Consider the following 17823-nt stretch of genomic DNA (forward strand, 5'->3'; position numbering starts at 1 on the left):
TCGGCAAATCACGGCTGTCTATGTCCCCAGCCTATCCGCCTGTTTCCGTGACCTGGCGGCGTCACCCGCGGCCGGTCGAAATACGTTGCGCCACAGCCCCATAGCGTTCGAACCGCACCGGATCGCTGAGGGCGTTGTAGAGCACGATGCGGGTGGCGATTCTTTCGTACTTCTCGACGAGTGCGTCCGCCAAGCCGTCCCACGTCGACTCGGTGGCAAACACGGCGATGTGCTCGTCGGTGATCTGGGCCGCCATTCCTTTGGCGTCACCGGCCTTCTGCTTCTCCCGGATGCGGGCCGTGGTGCCCTCAAACCCGGCTTCGTCCATGATGAATGCGTAATTGGGTGTGCTGGCGTAGAAGCTGAGACCGGCTCGCACGAGTTCGCGTTCGTTGTCGCGCTCTTCATCGGTGTCACCGACGATCGTCATGACCGGCACGATCACCGCGACGTCCGACGCGCTGCGCCCCGCCTTCGACGCGCCGGCCGAGACCTGCGGCACGACGTGCCGCGTGAGGTACCCGGGTTCGCCGAGCGGATGAACGTGCACCCCGTCCGCGACTTCCCCCGCCATGCGCAACATCCAGGGGTTCACGGCCGCGACGTCGACTTTGGGATCGGGCGCGTCGATGGGTCCCGCGCTCCACTGAGGGGTGATGAAGTCCAAGTCGTAGAACTCGCCGTGGTAGTCGAGTTTTCCGGTCCGGAACGCACTGAAGCACGCCTTGACGGCGCGCACGTAGTCCCGCAGCCGCGGACCCGGACGTTCGAAGGGCATCCCGTAGCGCCGCACCACGTGGGTACGCACCTGGGTCCCCAGACCGAGGCGGAAGTTGCCGTTGGTCGCCTCCTGCAATTCCCACGCGGTTGCCGCGGTGACGAACGGGCTGCGTGGAAACGCCACGGCGACGCCGGTCGACAGTTCCAGACCCGGTGCGGCCTGGGACGCCACGGCGGCGTTCAGATAGGCCGTGCGTCCGGTTTCGGTGAACAACAGGCCGGCGAAGCCGGCTGCCTGGGTGCGTCGGGCGATGTCGCCGATCTGGGCAAGCGGCCGGGGAATCGTCATCGCGTCGACATGCACGGATTGACGCTACCTCCGTGCGTGCCGTGTGATGGCGGCGCATGCACACCGTGCTGGTCAGTCCGCTGCGCCGAAGGACAGCTGACCCCGGTCATTCACCGGGTTGTAGCGGATAGTGTGTCAGGTCGGTTGCGGGATAGCGCTGATGCGGGCGAAGACGGCGACGAGGTCATCGACCCAGGGCTAGGTGGCTGGGATGGGCAGGTGGCGGCGTAGGGCGCTGCGGGTCAGTCGGGCTGGGACGTGCAGTAGCCGGTGACGCAGGGCTTTAGGTTCGGCTTTGGCCAGCGGTCCGGTCAACGCGAGCAGCCGCAGCCAGGCGGTCAGGTCCGCGGCGATCGCCACGGCGCTGAGCCGGGCGGTGTTGGTGGCGGAGTCGCGCGACGGGAAGCGGCCCAGGTGAGCGTCTTTGGCGCGACGGATGCGGTCTTCGACGCGGGCATGGGCAACGAAGTCCTGCGCGATTTCATGGAAAACGGCATGGGGTCGTCCACACCCGAACAAGCCGCCGAAGCACAGTCGGAGGTGTTTGCCAGCAGGTAAACAAGCGACAGGTCTTGATCCCCATCGACTCCGCCGGGTCTGAGTCACTGGCCCTGGACGCCCGTTTGATGGGAAAGGATTGCCCGCGCATTGCCGCCTGCGTTCCCCCTTTGCGGCATTCCGCGTTCCCCGTGTTCCCGCGTGGCGTCGAACCCGCAGGTCCGGCACCGCAGCCGCCGGAAAGCCAGGAAAAGAAGGCCACCGGTGCTATGTTGACGACGCTGTCCGCGGCTTGCGCAACGGTTCTGCGCTCGCTGGTCTTGCCCTAGACCCATCTCTACTAGGCGTTAGGAGTACAAGTGAGTACCAACCCATTCGATGATGACAGTGGCCGCTTTTTCGTACTCGTCAACGACGAGGAGCAGCACAGCCTTTGGCCGGAATTCGCCGATGTGCCCGCCGGGTGGCGGGTGGTATACGGCCTGGCGGACCGCGCCGCGTGCCTGGAATACGTCGAACAGAACTGGCCCGATATACGACCGAAAAGCCTGCGCGACAGGCTGGCGCAGGACACGGACCGCTGAGTCCCCAGCCGTCTGGAATTCGGCGGCGCCATGACAACACTCGAGGGCGAACTTCAGCGCAACGATGCCGATGGAACCCCGGTCCCGAGCAACTGCGCTGAGAGCAGGTCGACGGACGCGCCGATCAAAATGTGCTGGTGTGCAGCGCATTTCATCTACCTACCGGCGCACCGCCATTCGACGATTCCAACTCGGCGGTGGTCATCAGCCAGCATGTCAATGCCCCGCCGCCCTCGCTGGAGTCCGCCTACCCGCAAATGGCGGCGCTGGAGTGGGTGTTCGCCAAGGCGATGGCAAAGGACTCGGCCCGGCGCTTCGCCACCTGTTCTCAGTTCGCCGACCAGCTGGCCCGGCCCCCGACCCTGGACTTCGCATACGCAGCCGAGATTTCCGGGGAGGCAGTGCCATACCCGCATACCTCGGTCAGCCGGACGCTGCTGGTCGTCCCGGTCTCCGCTAACCCGCGAGGCGTGCGCGGCCGCATCGTGCTGGGCGCCTTGCTGTGCACTGCGCTGCTGGTCGCCGGCGGTGTCTATGCGGGGTAGAAGCTGGCTACCACTCATCTGCGGTCGCCGCGAGGGCCTCGGGCGACACCGCGCAGAGCACGCCTGTCGCAGCACCCAGCACCGGTCCGTTCACCGGTGATGCCGACATCCGCAGCCTGCCTGATCCGGGCGCGCTGCCCCCGCGGGTGACGTCGCCGGCGGCGGCACTGCATGGCCGCTACCACCAATTGTCAATTCAGCCAAATGGTTTCAAAGACCAGCGCGATTATGCCGTCCGCACCAACTGCCTTCGTACCGGCGCCCGGTGCGCGAGCCTATTTCACACCGCCCCGGCCACCGCGATGGTGCTGCTCTACGCCGACGGAACCTGGAACTACGACCGGGAGTTCGACAGCAGCTGCGGCAAGGGTGGTGCGACACACGTGAGAATCGTTGTGCCTTTTGCCCTCCCGCAGCCGCTGCAAGACCCGATCACGGCGTTGAGCGGAAATGGCCACGAAGAACTCACCGGCGCCTGCCCGAGCACCGACGTCCAGGTGAACTTCACCCGCACCGGCGACTGAGCGACCGCCGGATCAGCGGGTTTCTGCCGACGCCGCGATCCGCTGTTGGCTTTTGGGACTGAACTGGAATCGCCGTCCCGAGACCGCCTCGGGGATCACCCGCACGTAGTGTGATTTCTCTGAGTCCGTCCACGGCAGCAGCTGGGCGCGCTCGGCCTCTGCGATATCTTCATCGCTGCGCACCGAACGTGCGGTGCCTCTGACAATTACGCTCCAGCCTTCGGCGACGTTGTGGTCGTCCACCTCGAATACCACGTTGTTGTTGATCGCGGTACTGACGAGTTTGGTGCCCTCGGCGGTCCGGAACAGGATGGTCTTGCGCTGCACCACGTAATTCACCGGGAAGATCTCCGGGCGTCCGTCGACGGCCGTCACCAGGCGGCCCAACGTCATGCCGGCCAACAGCTGCCAGCATTCAGGTACGGACAGAATGGTGGCGCCGACGTGGTCGTGGCTTTGATACGTCATGGCATCAGACTATTGAACGAGCCGGACGTTCGCGCGTGCCAAAGGTCCTCTGTGGCCGGGACCAAAGCCGTGTGTGTCAGGTGACGGCCGTGCCGAACAGGTGACCTACGCCGTAGGTGAACGCAAGTCCGGCCGCACCGCCGATGGTGACGCGCAACACCGCGCGGCGCACACTGCTACCTCCGATCCGGGCACTGAGCGCACCCGCCAGGCCCAGGGCGATCAGTACCGCGACGAATGTCACCGGCACTCGCCATTCAGCGGGCGGGAGCAGAATCGCCACGAGCGGAAGTAGCGCGCCGGCGATGAAGGAGGCGGCTGAGGCGGCGGCGGCATGCCACGGGTTGGTCAGCTCCTCGGGGTCGATCCTGAGTTCGGCCTCAGCATGCGCGGCGAACGCGTCATGGGCGGTCAGTTCTTTCGCGACCTGCGCGGCGGTCAGCGGCGTCAGACCTTTGGCTTGATAGATGGCGGTGAGCTCCGCCAGTTCGGTCTCTGGAGTGTCCCGCAATTCGTGACGCTCCTTGCGGAGCAGAGCCCGTTCACTGTCGCGCTGACTGGACACCGAGACGTATTCACCCAGTGCCATGGAGACAGCGCCGGCAACGAGACCCGCCAGGCCGGCGGTGAAGATGGGTCCCCGTGCCGCGGTGGCACCGGCAACACCTACGACGACGCCGGCGACCGAGACCACGCCGTCGTTAGCCCCCAGTACCGCCGCTCGCAGCCAGTTCAAGCGGCCGGACGCACCCTCGCGGTGGGGCTCGAAAGGATGAGGCCGGTGCCGGCTCCATTGATCGTCAACCACGAGGCACACCCAACCGCACCGACGGCCTGCGCGCCAGCAAGCGAAGCCTCACCAATCCCTGCGCACCAGGCGCCCTACCCAGAAAACCGATGCACCGATCGCCACGCACGCGGCGCCGGCGATCACCGACGTCGCCGGCAGGGCGAACGCCACGACGACGCAGCCCAACACCCCCAGCACAGGAATTATCTTGGGCGGCGCCCCTTCGTCGGGGCGCAAACTGTACGCGGACGCATTGGCGATTGCGTAGTACACCAGAACCGCGAACGACGAGAACCCGATCGCACCACGCAGGTCGACGGTGGCGGCCAGTACCGCGGCCACCGCTCCGACCGCAACTTCGGCGCGATGCGGCACGGAGAACCTCGGATGCACCGCGTCGAGGTGGCGCGGAAGATGGCGGTCGCGCGCCATCGCCAGCGTGGTCCGTGAGACCCCCAGCAACAGTGACAGCAGCGAACCCAGCGCCGCCAGCGCGGCACCGATCGCCACGATCGGCACCAACCAGCCGGCGTTCGCAACGCGTACCGCCTCCACCAGGGGCCTGCCAGTCGAGGCGGGCCGCTGCGGCCCGAGCACCGACAACACGGCGACCGCGACGGCGGCGTAGACGGCCAGCGTGATCGCCAGTGCAATTGGAATCGCCCGCGGAATCGTGCGGACCGGGTCGCGAACTTCCTCGCCCAGCGTCGCGAGGCGGGCATAGCCGGCGAACGCGAAAAACAGCAAGCCGGCCGCCTGCAATACACCACCCCACGAGATGCCCTGTAAGTCAGTCACATTCGCGACCACATCACCGGCTCCGAACCCAAAGGTGGCCACGATGACTGCGGCGAGCACCAGCAGCACTGTCGTCACGATGATGCGCGCCAGCCACGTTGACTTTTGCACGCCGAGGTAGTCGATAACGGTCAGACTCAGCACGGATGCCACCGCGACGGCGTGCGCGTGAGCAGGCCACGCGTACGCCCCGACGGTGAGGGCCATCGCCGCGCAAGAGGCGGTTTTCCCGATCACGAATCCCCAGCCCGCGAGAAATCCCCAGAACTCACCCAGGCGCTGTCGCCCGTAGACGTACGTGCCTCCGGACGCGGGATAGAGCGCAGCCAGCCGTGCCGAGGACGTGGCGTTGCAGTACGCGAGCACTCCCGCGACCGCCAATCCGATCAGCAGACCAGCCCCGGCCGCTCGCGCCGCCGGTGCCAGCGCCGCGAAGATACCGGCGCCGATCATGGAGCTGAGGCCGATCACCACCGCGTCGCCGGTGCCGAGTCGGCGCCGCAACTGACTTTGAGGCCGCTCCCCGGTCGTCACCCAGTCACGCTATCCGGCCCGCCGCGGCGAGCAAGCCCTGGAACGCGTTCTGCATGCACTGCGCATAACGGGCCGGATCGGGCAGAGCGTCACGATCGGCGGTTGCGCTGATCGACAGAATTCCGTTGTAGCTGGCCACGACATGACACAGGTTCAAGAGCGGTGTTGCCGGCCTTCAGCCCGCAGCATCATGTCGTCGCTCCAACTCAGCTGCTGCACGTCGAGCCCCTCCGTTTCCCTGCGTCGCACGTTTGCAACCAATGCTGCGCCAGCGTTGACGCCGGCGTAACAGGATTGGCATCGGACCTTCCTACGGTGAGGCGGTCTAGCGTCCGTCCGGCCACGAGCCACGGACCCCCCTCAACGAAGATAGCGATAGGAACTCAATTGAGCGGAAACGCGGTCCGTCTGCAGGCGATCAACAATGTCGAGGCATACGTACCCCCGGCGATCAGCTTCGTACCGGGTGAGGCGCCAGGGGAGATCTTCGGCTCGAACGTCTTCACCAAGGCCGAGATGCAGGCGCGGCTGCCGAAGACCGTCTTCAAGTCGATTGTGGCAACCATCGAGAAGGGTGCCCCGCTGGACCCCGCCGTCGCCGATACGGTCGCGGTGGCGATGAAGGACTGGGCGCTGGAGAAGGGCGCCACCCACTACGCCCACGTCTTCTACCCGATGACCGGCCTGACCGCCGAGAAGCACGACAGCTTCCTGGAGCCGGTGTCCGACGGGGCGACGCTTGCCGAGTTCGCGGGCAAGACACTGATCCAGGGCGAACCCGACGCCTCCAGCTTTCCGTCCGGCGGATTGCGCAGCACCTTTGAGGCCCGCGGTTACACGGGCTGGGACGTGACCAGCCCCGCGTACATCCTGGAGAACCCGAACGGCAACACGCTGTGCATCCCCACCGTGTTCGTCTCGATGACCGGGGAGGCGCTGGACTACAAGACCCCGCTGCTTCGTAGCCAGCAGGCCATGGGCATCCATGCCGAGCGCATCCTCAAACTGTTCGGCCACCAGGACCTCAACAAGGTCGTGTCGTTCTGCGGCCCCGAACAGGAGTACTTCCTGGTCGACCGGCACTTCTTCCTCGCGCGGCCGGACCTGATCAACGCCGGGCGTACGGTGTTCGGCGACAAGCCGCCCAAGGGTCAGGAGTTCGACGACCATTACTTCGGCGCGGTGCCCGAGCGTGTCCTGGGCTTCATGATGGACACCGAGCGGGAGCTGTTCAAACTCGGCATTCCGGCCAAGACCCGGCACAACGAGGTGGCCCCGGGCCAGTTCGAGGTGGCGCCCATGTTCGAGCGGGCCAACATCGCCTCCGACCATCAGCAGCTGCTGATGACGATTTTCAAGACCATCGCCAAAAAGCACGGCATGGAGTGCCTCTTCCACGAGAAGCCGTTCGCCGGGGTGAACGGTTCGGGCAAGCACGTCAACTTCTCGGTCGGCAACTCCGAGCTGGGGTCGCTATTAGTGCCGGGTGACACCCCGCACGAGAACGCGCAGTTCCTGGTGTTCTGCGCGGCGGTGATCCGAGCCGTGCACAAGTTCGCCGGTCTGCTGCGGGTGTCGGTCGCCTCCGCCACCAACGATCACCGGCTCGGTGCCAACGAGGCGCCGCCGGCGATCATCTCGATCTTCCTGGGCGAGCAACTCGCCGATGTGTTCGAGCAGATCGCCAAGGGTGCGGCGACGTCGTCAAAAGGCAAGGGCACCATGATCATCGGTGTCGACACCCTGCCGCCGCTGCCCACCGACGCCGGCGACCGCAACCGCACCAGCCCGTTCGCGTTCACCGGCAACCGATTCGAGTTCCGGGCACCGGGCTCCGGACAGACGGTCGCGGTGCCGATGATCATCCTGAACACGATCATGGCCGACTCCTTCGACCACATGGCCACGATTCTCGAGCAGGCCGTCGAGGACGGGGAGGATTTCGATGCCGCGGTGCAAAAACTACTCACCGATGTCATCACCGAGCACGGCGCCGTGGTGTTCAACGGTGACGGGTATTCGGAGAACTGGCAGACCGAGGCGGCCGAGCGCGGATTGCCGAACCTCAAGACGACGTTGGACGCCATCCCAGAGCTGATCAAGCCGGGAGCGGTGGCGGTCTTCGAGAAGTACGGCGTCTTCACCGAGCGTGAGCTGCACAGCCGTTATGAGGTGCGGTTGGAGCAGTACGCCCTGACGATCGCGGTGGAAGCGAAGCTGGCGCTGGAAATGGGTACGACAGTTATTCTGCCGGCGGCCGTCCGCTACCAAACCGAGCTCGCCCAGAACGTGGCGACCTTGAAGGCCGCCGGTATCGAACCCAATACCGTTGCGCTGGAAGCGGTCTCGGCTCCGCTGGCCGATCTCACCGCAGCGCTTTCGACACTGAAAGCCGCGTTGTCGCATCACTCGTCGGCTTCGGCGCTCGAAGAGGCGACCCACGCCCAGAAGGAGCTGCTGCCCGCGATGGAGGCGGTGCGGTCGGCGGCCGACGCGCTGGAAGGCGTTGTGGCCGATGACCTGTGGCCGCTGCCCACCTATCAGGAGATGCTCTACATCCTGTGAGAGACCGTCGTCGGGCGTGGGGGCCGGCCGCAACCGCGGACCTGGTGATTCCCGGCCCTCACGTCCGGCGACCCGGGTCGGTTGCGCCCGCAGGTCGGCATCATCGGGTCGACCGGTGTGCCGGTGAACGAGTCACCGGTGAGCGTCGTCAACCCGGTCGCATCTCCGACGTCGGATTAGGTGACCTGAGTTAAATTTCATCATGTCCCTACGTCCGGGGCCGCCTCGTCGGTAATCCCGCCTCGCGGTTGTCCGACCCATTAGCCTTATGCCTGGCACGCCACCGCGCACTCGTGTCCGGCGCGGGTCATGGCCGCGGGCGCAAGAGCGCTTCGGGTCGGCAGCTGCGGAAGGCGGGTGAAAAGTCGGCGATGGGTGACACGTCCGAGAGTTCGCGGGTCGGCACGCAATTCGGGCCTTACCGATTGCGGCGTCTGGTGGGGCGCGGCGGTATGGGCGACGTCTACGAGGCCGAGGACACGGTGCGGGAGCGGGTCGTCGCGCTGAAGCTGATGTCACCGTCGCTGTCGCAGGACCCGGTCTTCCGCATCCGCATGCAGCGTGAGGCCCGCACCGCCGGACGGTTACAGGAACCGCACGTCGTGCCGATCCACGACTACGGCGAGATCGACGGGCAGCTGTATGTGGACATGCGGCTGATCGACGGCCAGGACCTGGCCGGCATCTTGAAGCGCTACGGGCCGCTCACCCCGCCGCGCGCCGTCGCCATCATCCGGCAGATCGGTGCGGCACTGGATGCGGCACACGCCGCAGGGGTGACACATCGTGACGTCAAGCCGGAGAACATCCTGGTCAGCGCCGACGACTTCGCGTATCTCGTCGATTTCGGCATCGCCAGCGCCGGGTCGGATGAAAAGCTCACCCAGATCGGCAGCACGGTGGGCACGCTGTACTACATGGCGCCCGAGCGCTTCGGCGAGTCCGAGGTGACCTATCGCGCTGACATCTATGCCCTGGCCTGTGTGCTCTACGAATGCCTGGCCGGATCTCCGCCGTACCGGGGTGACCAGCTCAGCGTGATGGGATCACATCTCAACAAGCCGGTTCCGCGGCCCAGCATGGCGCGCCCGGGCATACCGGCGGCATTCGATCAGGTGATCGCCCGCGGTATGGCCAAGGATCCGGCGGACCGCTATCCCACTTGCGGAGATTTGTCCGCGGCAGCGTACGCCGCACTGGCCACGCCCGATCAGGACCGCGCCGCCGACATTCTCGAACGCAGTCAGGTCGGAAAGCTGCCGTCACCGCCGGCTGGGCAGACCCCGGGAACTCTTGCGGCGACGCCGCCGCCTGCGATGCCACAAGCCGGTCCCGGCATGCAGTCCTGGCCGGTACCCGCCCTGCCGGGCACCCAACCGGCGGCAGGGGGCCAGGGCATACCGGCGGCGCCGCAGTGGGCCGGATCGCCCGGCTGGGGAACCGCAACCCCCGGCGCCGGCGGAGCGCAGCCGTGGGGTCAGCCGCCGCCGCGTCCGACGAGCCTGCTGCGTAAGCCCTGGTTGTGGGCGGGGTTTGCAATCGCCGTGATCGTAGCGGTCGCAGGAGGCCTGATCATCGGTTTCTCCCAGCCGAAGCGTTCCACGGGACCGATGAAGGCCCCGACGCCAACGCCGGCCGCGGACGCGGTCAAACTCAACGTTCTCAATGACGGTGTGTTCATCGGCAGCTCTGCGGCAACCGCAACCATCGACGTCTTCAACGAGCCGATCTGCCCGCCGTGCGGCGCGTTCATCAGGTCCTACGCCACCGACATCGATACCGCGGTGAACAACAAGAAGCTTGCGGTGCGGTACCACCTGCTGAACTTCCTCGACGAACAGTCGCATACCAAGAATTACTCGACCCGAGCCGTCGCTGCGTCGTACTGTGTTGCCGCACAGAATGATCCGAGGGTTTACATGAGCTTCTATGCAGCGCTGTTCGGCAGCGATTTCCAGCCGCAGGAGAGCGCCGCCTCCGACCGAACCGACGCCGAGCTGGCGCATCTGGCGCAAACCATCGGGGCCAACAGCACGGCGACCAACTGCATCAAGTCGGGAGCCGACCTCGGTACGGCCCAGACGAAATCCTCCAATGCCAGCGTGTCGCTGGCCGGATTCAACGCCAACGGCACGCCCTTCGTGTGGGACGGCAGCAGCGGCGTGGACCTACAGAACCCGAACTGGCTGACGAAGTTGATCGGCTGACCTGCCAGACTGGGAACCGATGTCAGAACGCATTGAAACCGAACGCACCATCGCGGCGCCCGCGGCCGTGATCTTTGGGCTGCTCTGTGACCCGCGGGGGCACGTCGCGATCGATTCGTCGGGGATGCTGCAGGATGCCGAAGGCGATCCGGTGACGGCGGTCGGTGACAGTTTCGTGGTTCACATGGACCGAGAGTCACTGAACGACTTCCCGCAGTTGGGCAAGTACGACGTCACCGTGCAGATCACCGAGTTCGAGCAGGATAGGTTGATCGCCTGGACCATCCTCGGCCAGATCCGGCCGCAGATCGGCCACGTTTACGGTTATCGCCTGCAACCCACTGACGACGGGACCGCCACCGTGGTGACGTCGTTTTACGACTGGTCGGACATCGACCAGCAGTGGCGCGACGCCGGGATCTTCCCGGTAATCTCCGAAGGCGCGCTGCGGGCGACGCTGGGCATCCTGGACCGGACCGTGCGGGGGCGCGCCGGAACCGGTTGACTCGCGCTGTCGGAGACGTTCGGTAGGGTCCTGCCGGTGACTCCGACCGCCACCACGAAATCCGTAAACGCCCGTCTCGCTGAGGAACTGGCGATCGAGCTACCGCAGGTGACAGCCGCGGTCAAGCTGCTCGACGACGGCGCCACCGTGCCGTTCATCGCCCGCTACCGCAAAGAGGTCACCGGCAGCCTCGACGATGGTCAGCTGCGCAGCCTCGGGGAGCGATTGAGGTACCTGCGTGAGCTCGACGAACGGCGCAACACCGTAGTGGCGTCCATCGCAGAACAGGGCAAGCTGACCGACGCGTTGACGGCGGCTCTGCTGGCCGCGGACACCAAAGCGCGGGTGGAAGACATCTACCTGCCCTATAAACCCAAGCGACGCACCAAGGCGCAGGTTGCGCGCGAAGCCGGTCTCGAGCCGCTGGCGGAGCGCCTGGTTGCCGACCCGACGCTGGTCCCCGAGACCGAAGCGACGGAGTTCGTCGGTGACGACGTTCCTGATGCCGCGGCCGCATTGGAGGGCGCGCGGCACATCCTCATCGAACGGGCGGCCGAGGACGCGGAACTTGTCGGTGGGATTCGTGCGACCTTCTGGGGCAGAGCTGCGCTGCGGACCGCACCGCATTCCGAACAAACCGCCAAAAGTGCTGCAGCACAGAAGTTTCGCGACTACTTCGATTTCACCGAGCCGCTGGATAGCATGCCGTCGCACCGGGTGCTCGCCGTGCTGCGGGGGGAGAAGGAGAAGGCGCTGGCGGTGAACTTCGACGCTGGTCCGGACGAGGTCTACGAAGCGATGATCGCCGGCACCCTCCGCATCGACCTGTCGGTCAAGGCCGCAGGGCGACCGTCCCAGGCGTGGCTGGCCACCACTGTGAGTCTGGCTTGGCGGGCCCGGCTGATGTTCTCCGCGGCGGTCGATGCCCGCATGCGATTGCGGCAGCGAGCGGAAGGGGAAGCGGTGGCGGTGTTCGCCCGTAACCTCAAGGACCTGCTGCTCGCGGCTCCGGCCGGGACCCGCACCACGCTGGGCCTGGATCCTGGTTTCCGCACGGGTGTGAAGGTCGCTGTCGTCGACGGCACCGGCAAGGTGCTCGACACCTGCGCCATCTATCCACACCAACCGCAGCGTCAGTGGGACGTCGCCAAGGCGACCCTGGCCGCGCTGGTCGCCCGCCACGGAGTCGAGTTGATAGCGGTGGGCAATGGCACGGCCTCGCGTGAGACCGACGCCCTGGCAACCGAATTGATCGCCGACATCCGGGCGGCCGGCGGTCCCTTGGTCCGCGTCCCGGCGAAAGCGATGGTGAGTGAAGCCGGCGCGTCGGTGTACTCCGCTTCGGCGTATGCCGCGCACGAGTTGCCCGATCTGGACGTGACTCTGCGCGGCGCGGTGTCGATAGCCCGCCGCCTGCAGGACCCGCTCGCCGAACTGGTCAAGATCGACCCGAAATCCATCGGAGTGGGCCAATACCAGCATGACGTGACACCCGGGATCCTCGCCCGGAGTTTGGATGCGGTGGTCGAGGACGCGGTGAATGCGGTGGGAGTCGACCTGAACACCGCGTCGGTCCCGTTGCTGGCTCGCGTTTCGGGTATCACCGAATCGCTGGCTGAAGCCATCGTCGCCCACCGGGACAATGCCGGTCCATTCCACAACCGCCGTGCCCTGCTGGATGTTCCGCGGCTGGGCCCTAAAGCCTTCGAACAATGCGCTGGTTTCCTGCGCATCCGTGACGGTGACAACCCGCTCGATGCGTCCGGCGTCCACCCGGAAGCATATCCGGTGGTGCGGCGAATCCTGCACCGTGCGGGTGTCACGCTCGCCGAGATCATCGGTGACGAACGTGCGTTACGGAAGCTGCGCCCCGCCGACTTCGCTGACGACAGGTTCGGCATTCCCACCGTGACCGACATTCTCGCCGAACTGGAAAAGCCGGGGCGCGACCCGCGGCCGGCCTTCACCTCCGCGACGTTCGCAGCCGGAGTGGAAAAGGTCGCGGACCTCAAACCGGGCATGGTCCTGGAAGGTGTGGTCACCAACGTGGCCGCATTCGGGGCCTTCGTCGACGTCGGAGTGCACCAGGACGGCTTGGTGCACATCTCCGCAATGGCTGAGCGGTATGTATCGGATCCGCACGAGATCGTCAGTTCCGGTCAGGTGGTGCACGTCAAGGTCATGGAGGTCGACGTCGAGCGCCAGCGCATCGCGCTGAGCCTGCGCCTTGATGACCAGCCCCAGCGCGACAAGAGATCGGATCGCCCGCCGGTGGCCCGAGCCGGTCGTCAGCCCAAAGCCGATGCCGGGCAGGGCAATCCGCAACGTGCCGGTAATGCCGGCCGCCGAGAACCCCGTCCGGGCGGAAATTCGATGGCGCAGGCGTTGCGCGATGCGGGCTTCGGGCGGTGAGCGAGGACGGTAGTACTACTCATCCGCCAATTCACCCGGGTGGGCATGCTGGACGAATGCCTCTCGCTACTTTCATGCACGACCCGTCGGTGCTTGCCCGCGACCGCCGCCGCGACCGTGCCGTCGACGTCGCGCGACTGGCTGCGCTGATCGTGGTGATGTTCGGCCACTGCGCGCTGCTGCTCGCCACGATCGACGCGAGCGGCGTGCGGATCGGCAATCTCCTGGGTGAAATTCCCGTCCTCGCGCCGGTGACCTGGGTGGTGCAGGTGATGCCGCTGTTCTTCCTCGCCGGCGGCGCCGCCGGTGCGTACGGCTGGCATCCAGGCAACGGCTGGGGTTCCTGGCTGTTCGTCAGGGCGCAGCGGCTGTGCCGGCCGGTGTTCTGGTATCTCGCTGCGTGGACGGCGGCTCTGCTGGTGGTACGCGCGACGTTGGGCGCGGAATCCGCGGACGGTCTCGGTCGCGAATGTGTGGCGCTGCTGTGGTTTCTCGGCGTCTACCTGTTGGCGCTGGCCTTTGTGCCCGCGATGGCCCGGCTGCGCAGCGGGCGTGCGGTCGCCCTGACGGTCGGGGGTCTGCTCGCCGCCGCCGCCGCCGTCGACGGGATACGTTTTGCGGCGGGGACGCCCGAATCGGGTGTGGCGAACTTCGTGATCGTGTGGTTGATCCCGGTGGCGATCGGCGTTGCCTATGCCCGCCGACTGGTCAGTGGGCGCGCCGCGCTGATTGCCGCGGCGGCGGCGTTCGCCGCGCAGGTGGCGCTCGCGCTGGGCGGAATTTACGAGATATCGCTCGTGGTCACCGGGGCGGAACGGATGTCGAACGTCTCGCCGCCCACGCTGTTGCTGGCGCTGCACTGCGCGTGGATGTCGTGCGCGTTCGTGGCCGCTGCTGGCCCCATCCGGCGCTGGGCCCGACGTCCGCGAGTCTGGCGTGTGGTGGCGGTGGGCAACGGGGGAGCGATGACGTTGTACCTCTGGCACATTCCGGCGATCGCCCTTGCCGCATTCGGTCTCAATGCCGTCGGTCTGGACGCCTACGACGTGCGTGCGCCGGGATTCTGGGCCTTGCTGGCGCTGCGGGCGGTCGTATTCGCCGCCGTCATGGCGGTGATGTTCCGGCTGCTTTCGCCGCTCGAGCACCGGCGGCTACCGTGGTGGGACGGGCCGGTATCCGGCGCGGGAGCCTGGTCCACCACGGCCGGTGCGCTGATCTGCCTCGCGGGTGTGGCGCTGGTTCTGATGGCCAAGAACGGCCTGTCCGGTATCGACGGATGGGCGGCGCTCAGCGGGTTCCTTGCCGCGGCGGCGGCAGCGCGGCTGTTCAGCCGTGGGCCAGCTGTGAATCCGGGGCTATCCAATCGGTCGACACGGTCCGGTGCTTGATCAGCCACCGGCCGTTGTCATCGGGAACCAGAACGTCGCGGTAGCGACCGAAGTGGTCAAGTCCGATGCGGGTGAGCACGGTGAAGTACGACGAGACGTGGGCGCGGTCCGCGGTGACGTCGGTGAACAGCACGTTGGTAACGACGTGGCGCACGACGGGCTTGATGTGCCCGCCGGCGGACGCTGCCAAAACCGGTCGTGATGCCGCCGAGAAAACCCGCGATCTCGGAGCGGCCGCGCAGGTCCGGGTACCGCGTATCTCCAGCTCGCCGTCCGGGCAGAAGGTCGCGGCGAGATCCTCGGTCCGGCCCGCGTCACCCGCCCAGTTGTAGCGGGCCAGCGTGTCGCGAATCTTTTCGCGCGCCACGAGCTCACACGGCTGCATGGCGGTGGGCTCAGCCGAACGGGCAATTTTCACGCACGCCCCCGTACATGCCGCGGCGCACGAGCAACGGCATCACCAGGTGCTCGACCGACCAGAGTGGAAATCGAACGGCGTGCCCGGTGGGGAAGAACACCTCCAACCCGTTGCGCTGGATACCGACCAATGAGCCCCACCGGCGCCGCGGGGCCTTGAAGGTGCTCAACGGCCGGTCAGCGAACGCGGCACGAATATTGCGCGCCACCAGCACATATCCCCGATTGCGGGCCGAGCTGCGCAGCGGGTCCGTCGCCGCTACATCTCCGACGGCGAACACCTCCGGGTGGCCGGGCACCTGAAGCTGTTGTGTCACACGGACAAACGCGCGCTCGTCGAGCAGTTCCGGTGGCAGCCAACCGGTGTTGGGGCTGACCCGGCCGATCGCCCACAACACCGCATCCGCCGTCGCCGGAGTTTGCCCGGTGCTCCAGCGCACCGGTTCGCTGGTGATCTCCTCGCCGGTGAAGTCGTCGGTGGTGACGGCTCGATGCCCCGCATGTAACCCCACCCCAAGTTCGGCCAAGCGGTTTGCGACACGCTTCCAGGTCCGCGGGTGGTATTCACTCAACGGTCGTTCGCCGGGAAAGTAGAGGTCGATCTGCCTGCCCGGCCAGGTGGTGGCGACGTTGACGGCGCTGCTCACCGCGGCTGCGCCGCCGCCGATGATGATCACCGATCGGGCCGTTGCGAGTCGTTCGTGAGCGGCGTACAAAGCGGCACCGATTTCGGCGGAGGACTGCAAGTAGGGCTGGCGCCAGAAGCCGTTGCGGACGCCGGTGGAGATGACCAGAGCGTCGTAGTCCTCGGTGAGGGTCGTGCCATCTTCGCGGCGCCCGAAGACCGTCCGCGCGTCAAGGTCGACTCCGGTGAGTTCGGCCTGCAGCGTCTTGACCCCGTCCAACTTGCGGAATCTGTCGAAGGGGATCCAGTAATCCCGTGCCCACTCCTCCGGTCGGGCAAGCCGGACACCCAGTTCCTGGCCACTGACCAATCCGGGCTTCGCGGAGATGCCGACCACGTCGAAGTGTTGGGCCAGGTGAATCGCAACCAGCACGCCGACGTCGCCCAGGCCGGCGATCACCACCCGCTTACGGCTCATGCCGAGATTTTCCGGGGTGGCCGCGGCACGAAGCGCGACACCCGGTCGATGACGCCCTGGTACTCCGGGCGGCGTTGCAGGCTGCGGGTTTCCATCATCGGAATGCTGGCGCCAAGGAACATCGCCAGCATCGCCGCCGCGCCGATGAACATCCACCACGCATCCCCCGGCGCGGCAGCCACGCCGAACAACGCGAGCGCGAACCAGAAACCGAACTCACCGAAATAATTCGGGTGCCGCGACCAACTCCACAACCCCAGGTCCATCGCCGCACCGGTAGGGGCATTCCGGGCGAACCGGTGCATCTGCACGTCAGCGATGAGCTCGACGGTGACCGCGGCCAACCCGACAGCGAACGCGAGGACCGCCAGCCAGCGCAGTCCGGCTCCGGGACGGGTCAGGCAGACGTACACCGGCAGCATGCCGGCGAAGACCTGCAAGGTCGGGATGAGGTGGATGGCGAAGAAGTCGACCACGAATTCCCAGCGCCCGGCACGCTCCTTGAACATCGGGTAGCGCCAGTCCTCGTGGTGCAGGCCGGGAAAACCGTACACCCAGTTCGCGGTCAACCGAATCGCCCACACCGTGATCAGCAACGCGACCAGCCGGCAACGCAGCGGATCGACGCCCGGCCCGGCCTGACTCCACCAATAGAACGCCAGCAGTGGTGGAATGACGCTCCAGTACGCGTCGTAGAAGCTGGAGTTGCGATATACGCGGCTGAACACGAACACCACCAGGGTGGCCAGCACGTCGGCGATGAAGGTATCCAGCCACAGCCAGCCGGTATCGGGACCCCAGACCAGCCAGAGAGCGGCGACACCGATCGCGACCAGGTACGCGAGGGTGACGAGCGCCAATGATCGCGCTTTGCTGACCGCTGCCGTCATGACGACGAATTCAATTCCGCCACTGCGCTTGACGGCGGGCACTGGTCATCCGGCTCTCCTTCAGCGCATCGGCCGGTTCGCCCGGAGCCTCGGCCGCGGTGGGCAGACTGTAACACGTTCTACCCAGCGGCCGTCGACTGCGTCAGGGGGACTCGTGGGTCACGCCTCGGCAACCGCGGGCGCCGGCCCGGTCGACCGCGGCCTTGACCACGCCGAATATCAGCCCCTGCAATCCCGCCCCCGGGGTTCCCGGATTCGTCGGATCTTCAACGCGTGGGTTGGGGACGTTTACCCGGTGCGCCGGCCATGCAGTGCGCACCCTCGATGTAGGGGGCTCGGCGACGGGGGTCGGGCACGTTCCACAGCAACCATCGTCACTCCCCGGGTCGGCCCGCCCCGGCAGCGGCGTCACGCGCCTGCACGGGGCTGTGTCAACAGGCAGAGCGGGACCGGGCATTTTGCCTGACTTCATTTCGCGAAATACGAACACGATTCCGGTTTGCCAGCTATGTTTTTGCTGCCAGCT

The 17823-nt window shown here is 66.5% G+C and carries 17 protein-coding genes and 2 pseudogenes; 8 read left to right on the forward strand and 11 right to left on the reverse strand.

Going from position 1 to position 17823, the window contains the following annotated elements; all coding sequences use genetic code 11:
* Positions 1-61: 61 nt before the first annotated feature.
* Both ACX9NE_RS18685 and ACX9NE_RS18690 read right to left on the reverse strand, forming a co-directional pair.
* Entirely contained in the window at positions 62-1084 is a 1023-nt protein-coding gene (locus tag ACX9NE_RS18685; protein ID WP_459362617.1) for a TIGR03617 family F420-dependent LLM class oxidoreductase, read from the reverse strand.
* 183 nt (positions 1085-1267) lie between these two features.
* Positions 1268-1588 (reverse strand): transposase, encoded by a 321-nt coding sequence (locus ACX9NE_RS18690; RefSeq protein ID WP_459362616.1) that lies wholly within the window; start codon positions 1586-1588, stop codon positions 1268-1270.
* Positions 1589-1926: 338 nt separating this feature from the next.
* Between ACX9NE_RS18690 and ACX9NE_RS18695 the strand changes: the two genes are divergently transcribed.
* The 3 genes from ACX9NE_RS18695 to ACX9NE_RS18705 all read left to right on the forward strand — a co-directional run bounded on the left by ACX9NE_RS18695 (position 1927) and on the right by ACX9NE_RS18705 (position 3220).
* Complete coding sequence (locus ACX9NE_RS18695; RefSeq protein ID WP_459362615.1) at positions 1927-2151, forward strand: MbtH family protein; 225 nt, start codon at positions 1927-1929, stop codon at positions 2149-2151.
* Positions 2152-2288: 137 nt separating this feature from the next.
* Positions 2289-2696 (forward strand): hypothetical protein, encoded by a 408-nt coding sequence (locus ACX9NE_RS18700; RefSeq protein WP_459362614.1) that lies wholly within the window; start codon positions 2289-2291, stop codon positions 2694-2696.
* A 146-nt stretch (positions 2697-2842) separates the two neighbouring features.
* The gene (locus ACX9NE_RS18705; RefSeq protein ID WP_459362613.1) at positions 2843-3220 is read left to right on the forward strand and encodes a hypothetical protein; all 378 of its coding nucleotides are present in this window, start codon (positions 2843-2845) and stop codon (positions 3218-3220) included.
* A 12-nt stretch (positions 3221-3232) separates the two neighbouring features.
* Here the strand turns inward: ACX9NE_RS18705 and ACX9NE_RS18710 are convergent, their stop codons facing one another.
* From ACX9NE_RS18710 to ACX9NE_RS18725, 4 genes are all read right to left on the reverse strand, one after another.
* Positions 3233-3688 carry a pyridoxamine 5'-phosphate oxidase family protein gene (locus tag ACX9NE_RS18710; RefSeq protein WP_459362612.1) on the reverse strand — a complete coding sequence of 152 codons (456 nt, stop codon included), beginning with the start codon at positions 3686-3688 and terminating at the stop codon, positions 3233-3235.
* Between the two features lie 76 nt (positions 3689-3764).
* The gene (locus ACX9NE_RS18715) at positions 3765-4424 is read right to left on the reverse strand and encodes a VIT1/CCC1 transporter family protein (RefSeq protein ID WP_459362611.1); all 660 of its coding nucleotides are present in this window, start codon (positions 4422-4424) and stop codon (positions 3765-3767) included.
* Positions 4425-4544: 120 nt separating this feature from the next.
* A complete protein-coding gene (locus ACX9NE_RS18720) occupies positions 4545-5810 on the reverse strand; it encodes an APC family permease (RefSeq protein ID WP_459362610.1) in 1266 nt (421 codons plus the stop codon).
* Between the two features lie 4 nt (positions 5811-5814).
* Entirely contained in the window at positions 5815-5967 is a 153-nt protein-coding gene (locus ACX9NE_RS18725) for a WS/DGAT domain-containing protein (protein WP_459362609.1), read from the reverse strand.
* A 230-nt stretch (positions 5968-6197) separates the two neighbouring features.
* On the opposite strand from ACX9NE_RS18725, the gene ACX9NE_RS18730 reads away from it, so the two are divergent.
* Positions 6198-8375 carry a glutamine synthetase III family protein gene (locus tag ACX9NE_RS18730; protein ID WP_459362608.1) on the forward strand — a complete coding sequence of 726 codons (2178 nt, stop codon included), beginning with the start codon at positions 6198-6200 and terminating at the stop codon, positions 8373-8375.
* Here the strand turns inward: ACX9NE_RS18730 and ACX9NE_RS18735 are convergent.
* Positions 8363-8533, reverse strand: a pseudogene (locus tag ACX9NE_RS18735) (hypothetical protein); the annotation flags it as partial. The gene ACX9NE_RS18730 and the pseudogene ACX9NE_RS18735 sit on opposite strands and share 13 nt — an antisense overlap.
* Before the next feature lie 213 nt (positions 8534-8746).
* Here ACX9NE_RS18735 and ACX9NE_RS18740 point away from each other — a divergent pair.
* Genes ACX9NE_RS18740 through ACX9NE_RS18755 form a run of 4 tightly spaced genes read left to right on the forward strand, consistent with a single transcriptional unit; the run spans position 8747 to position 14887 of the window.
* Positions 8747-10582: a serine/threonine protein kinase PknE gene (locus ACX9NE_RS18740; RefSeq protein ID WP_459362607.1), complete on the forward strand. Its 1836-nt coding sequence runs from the start codon at positions 8747-8749 to the stop codon at positions 10580-10582.
* A gap of 19 nt (positions 10583-10601) precedes the next feature.
* Positions 10602-11087 (forward strand): SRPBCC family protein, encoded by a 486-nt coding sequence (locus tag ACX9NE_RS18745; protein WP_459362606.1) that lies wholly within the window; start codon positions 10602-10604, stop codon positions 11085-11087.
* Between the two features lie 36 nt (positions 11088-11123).
* Entirely contained in the window at positions 11124-13499 is a 2376-nt protein-coding gene (locus tag ACX9NE_RS18750) for a Tex family protein (RefSeq protein ID WP_459362605.1), read from the forward strand.
* Between the two features lie 56 nt (positions 13500-13555).
* Positions 13556-14887 (forward strand): acyltransferase family protein, encoded by a 1332-nt coding sequence (locus ACX9NE_RS18755; RefSeq protein ID WP_459362604.1) that lies wholly within the window; start codon positions 13556-13558, stop codon positions 14885-14887.
* Here ACX9NE_RS18755 and ACX9NE_RS18760 read toward each other — a convergent pair.
* The 4 genes and pseudogenes from ACX9NE_RS18760 to ACX9NE_RS18775 all read right to left on the reverse strand — a co-directional run.
* Positions 14826-15305 carry a nuclear transport factor 2 family protein gene (locus ACX9NE_RS18760; RefSeq protein WP_459362603.1) on the reverse strand — a complete coding sequence of 160 codons (480 nt, stop codon included), beginning with the start codon at positions 15303-15305 and terminating at the stop codon, positions 14826-14828. The genes ACX9NE_RS18755 and ACX9NE_RS18760 overlap by 62 nt on opposite strands.
* The gene (locus ACX9NE_RS18765; protein WP_459362602.1) at positions 15283-16407 is read right to left on the reverse strand and encodes an FAD-dependent oxidoreductase; all 1125 of its coding nucleotides are present in this window, start codon (positions 16405-16407) and stop codon (positions 15283-15285) included. Before ACX9NE_RS18765 ends, ACX9NE_RS18760 begins: the two co-directional genes overlap by 23 nt.
* Positions 16404-17297 (reverse strand): DUF1295 domain-containing protein, encoded by an 894-nt coding sequence (locus tag ACX9NE_RS18770; RefSeq protein ID WP_459362663.1) that lies wholly within the window; start codon positions 17295-17297, stop codon positions 16404-16406. The genes ACX9NE_RS18765 and ACX9NE_RS18770 overlap by 4 nt, the downstream gene beginning before the upstream one ends.
* Positions 17298-17439: 142 nt before the next feature.
* Positions 17440-17535 (reverse strand): annotated as a pseudogene (locus tag ACX9NE_RS18775) (DUF4235 domain-containing protein); the annotation flags it as partial.
* Positions 17536-17823 lie beyond the last annotated feature (288 nt).

It is taken from the genome of Mycobacterium sp. ML4, from assembly GCF_054515735.1.

Excerpts from the sequence above, each read along its gene's own strand:
- ACX9NE_RS18740 (WP_459362607.1), top strand. The coding sequence starts at position 8,747 with ATGGGTGACACGTCCGAGAGTTCGCGGGTCGGCACGCAATTCGGGCCT.
- ACX9NE_RS18755 (WP_459362604.1), top strand. The coding sequence starts at position 13,556 with ATGCCTCTCGCTACTTTCATGCACGACCCGTCGGTGCTTGCCCGCGAC.
- ACX9NE_RS18765 (WP_459362602.1), bottom strand. The coding sequence starts at position 16,407 with ATGAGCCGTAAGCGGGTGGTGATCGCCGGCCTGGGCGACGTCGGCGTG.
- ACX9NE_RS18710 (WP_459362612.1), bottom strand. The coding sequence starts at position 3,688 with ATGACGTATCAAAGCCACGACCACGTCGGCGCCACCATTCTGTCCGTA.
- ACX9NE_RS18745 (WP_459362606.1), top strand. The coding sequence starts at position 10,602 with ATGTCAGAACGCATTGAAACCGAACGCACCATCGCGGCGCCCGCGGCC.
- ACX9NE_RS18770 (WP_459362663.1), bottom strand. The coding sequence starts at position 17,297 with ATGACGGCAGCGGTCAGCAAAGCGCGATCATTGGCGCTCGTCACCCTC.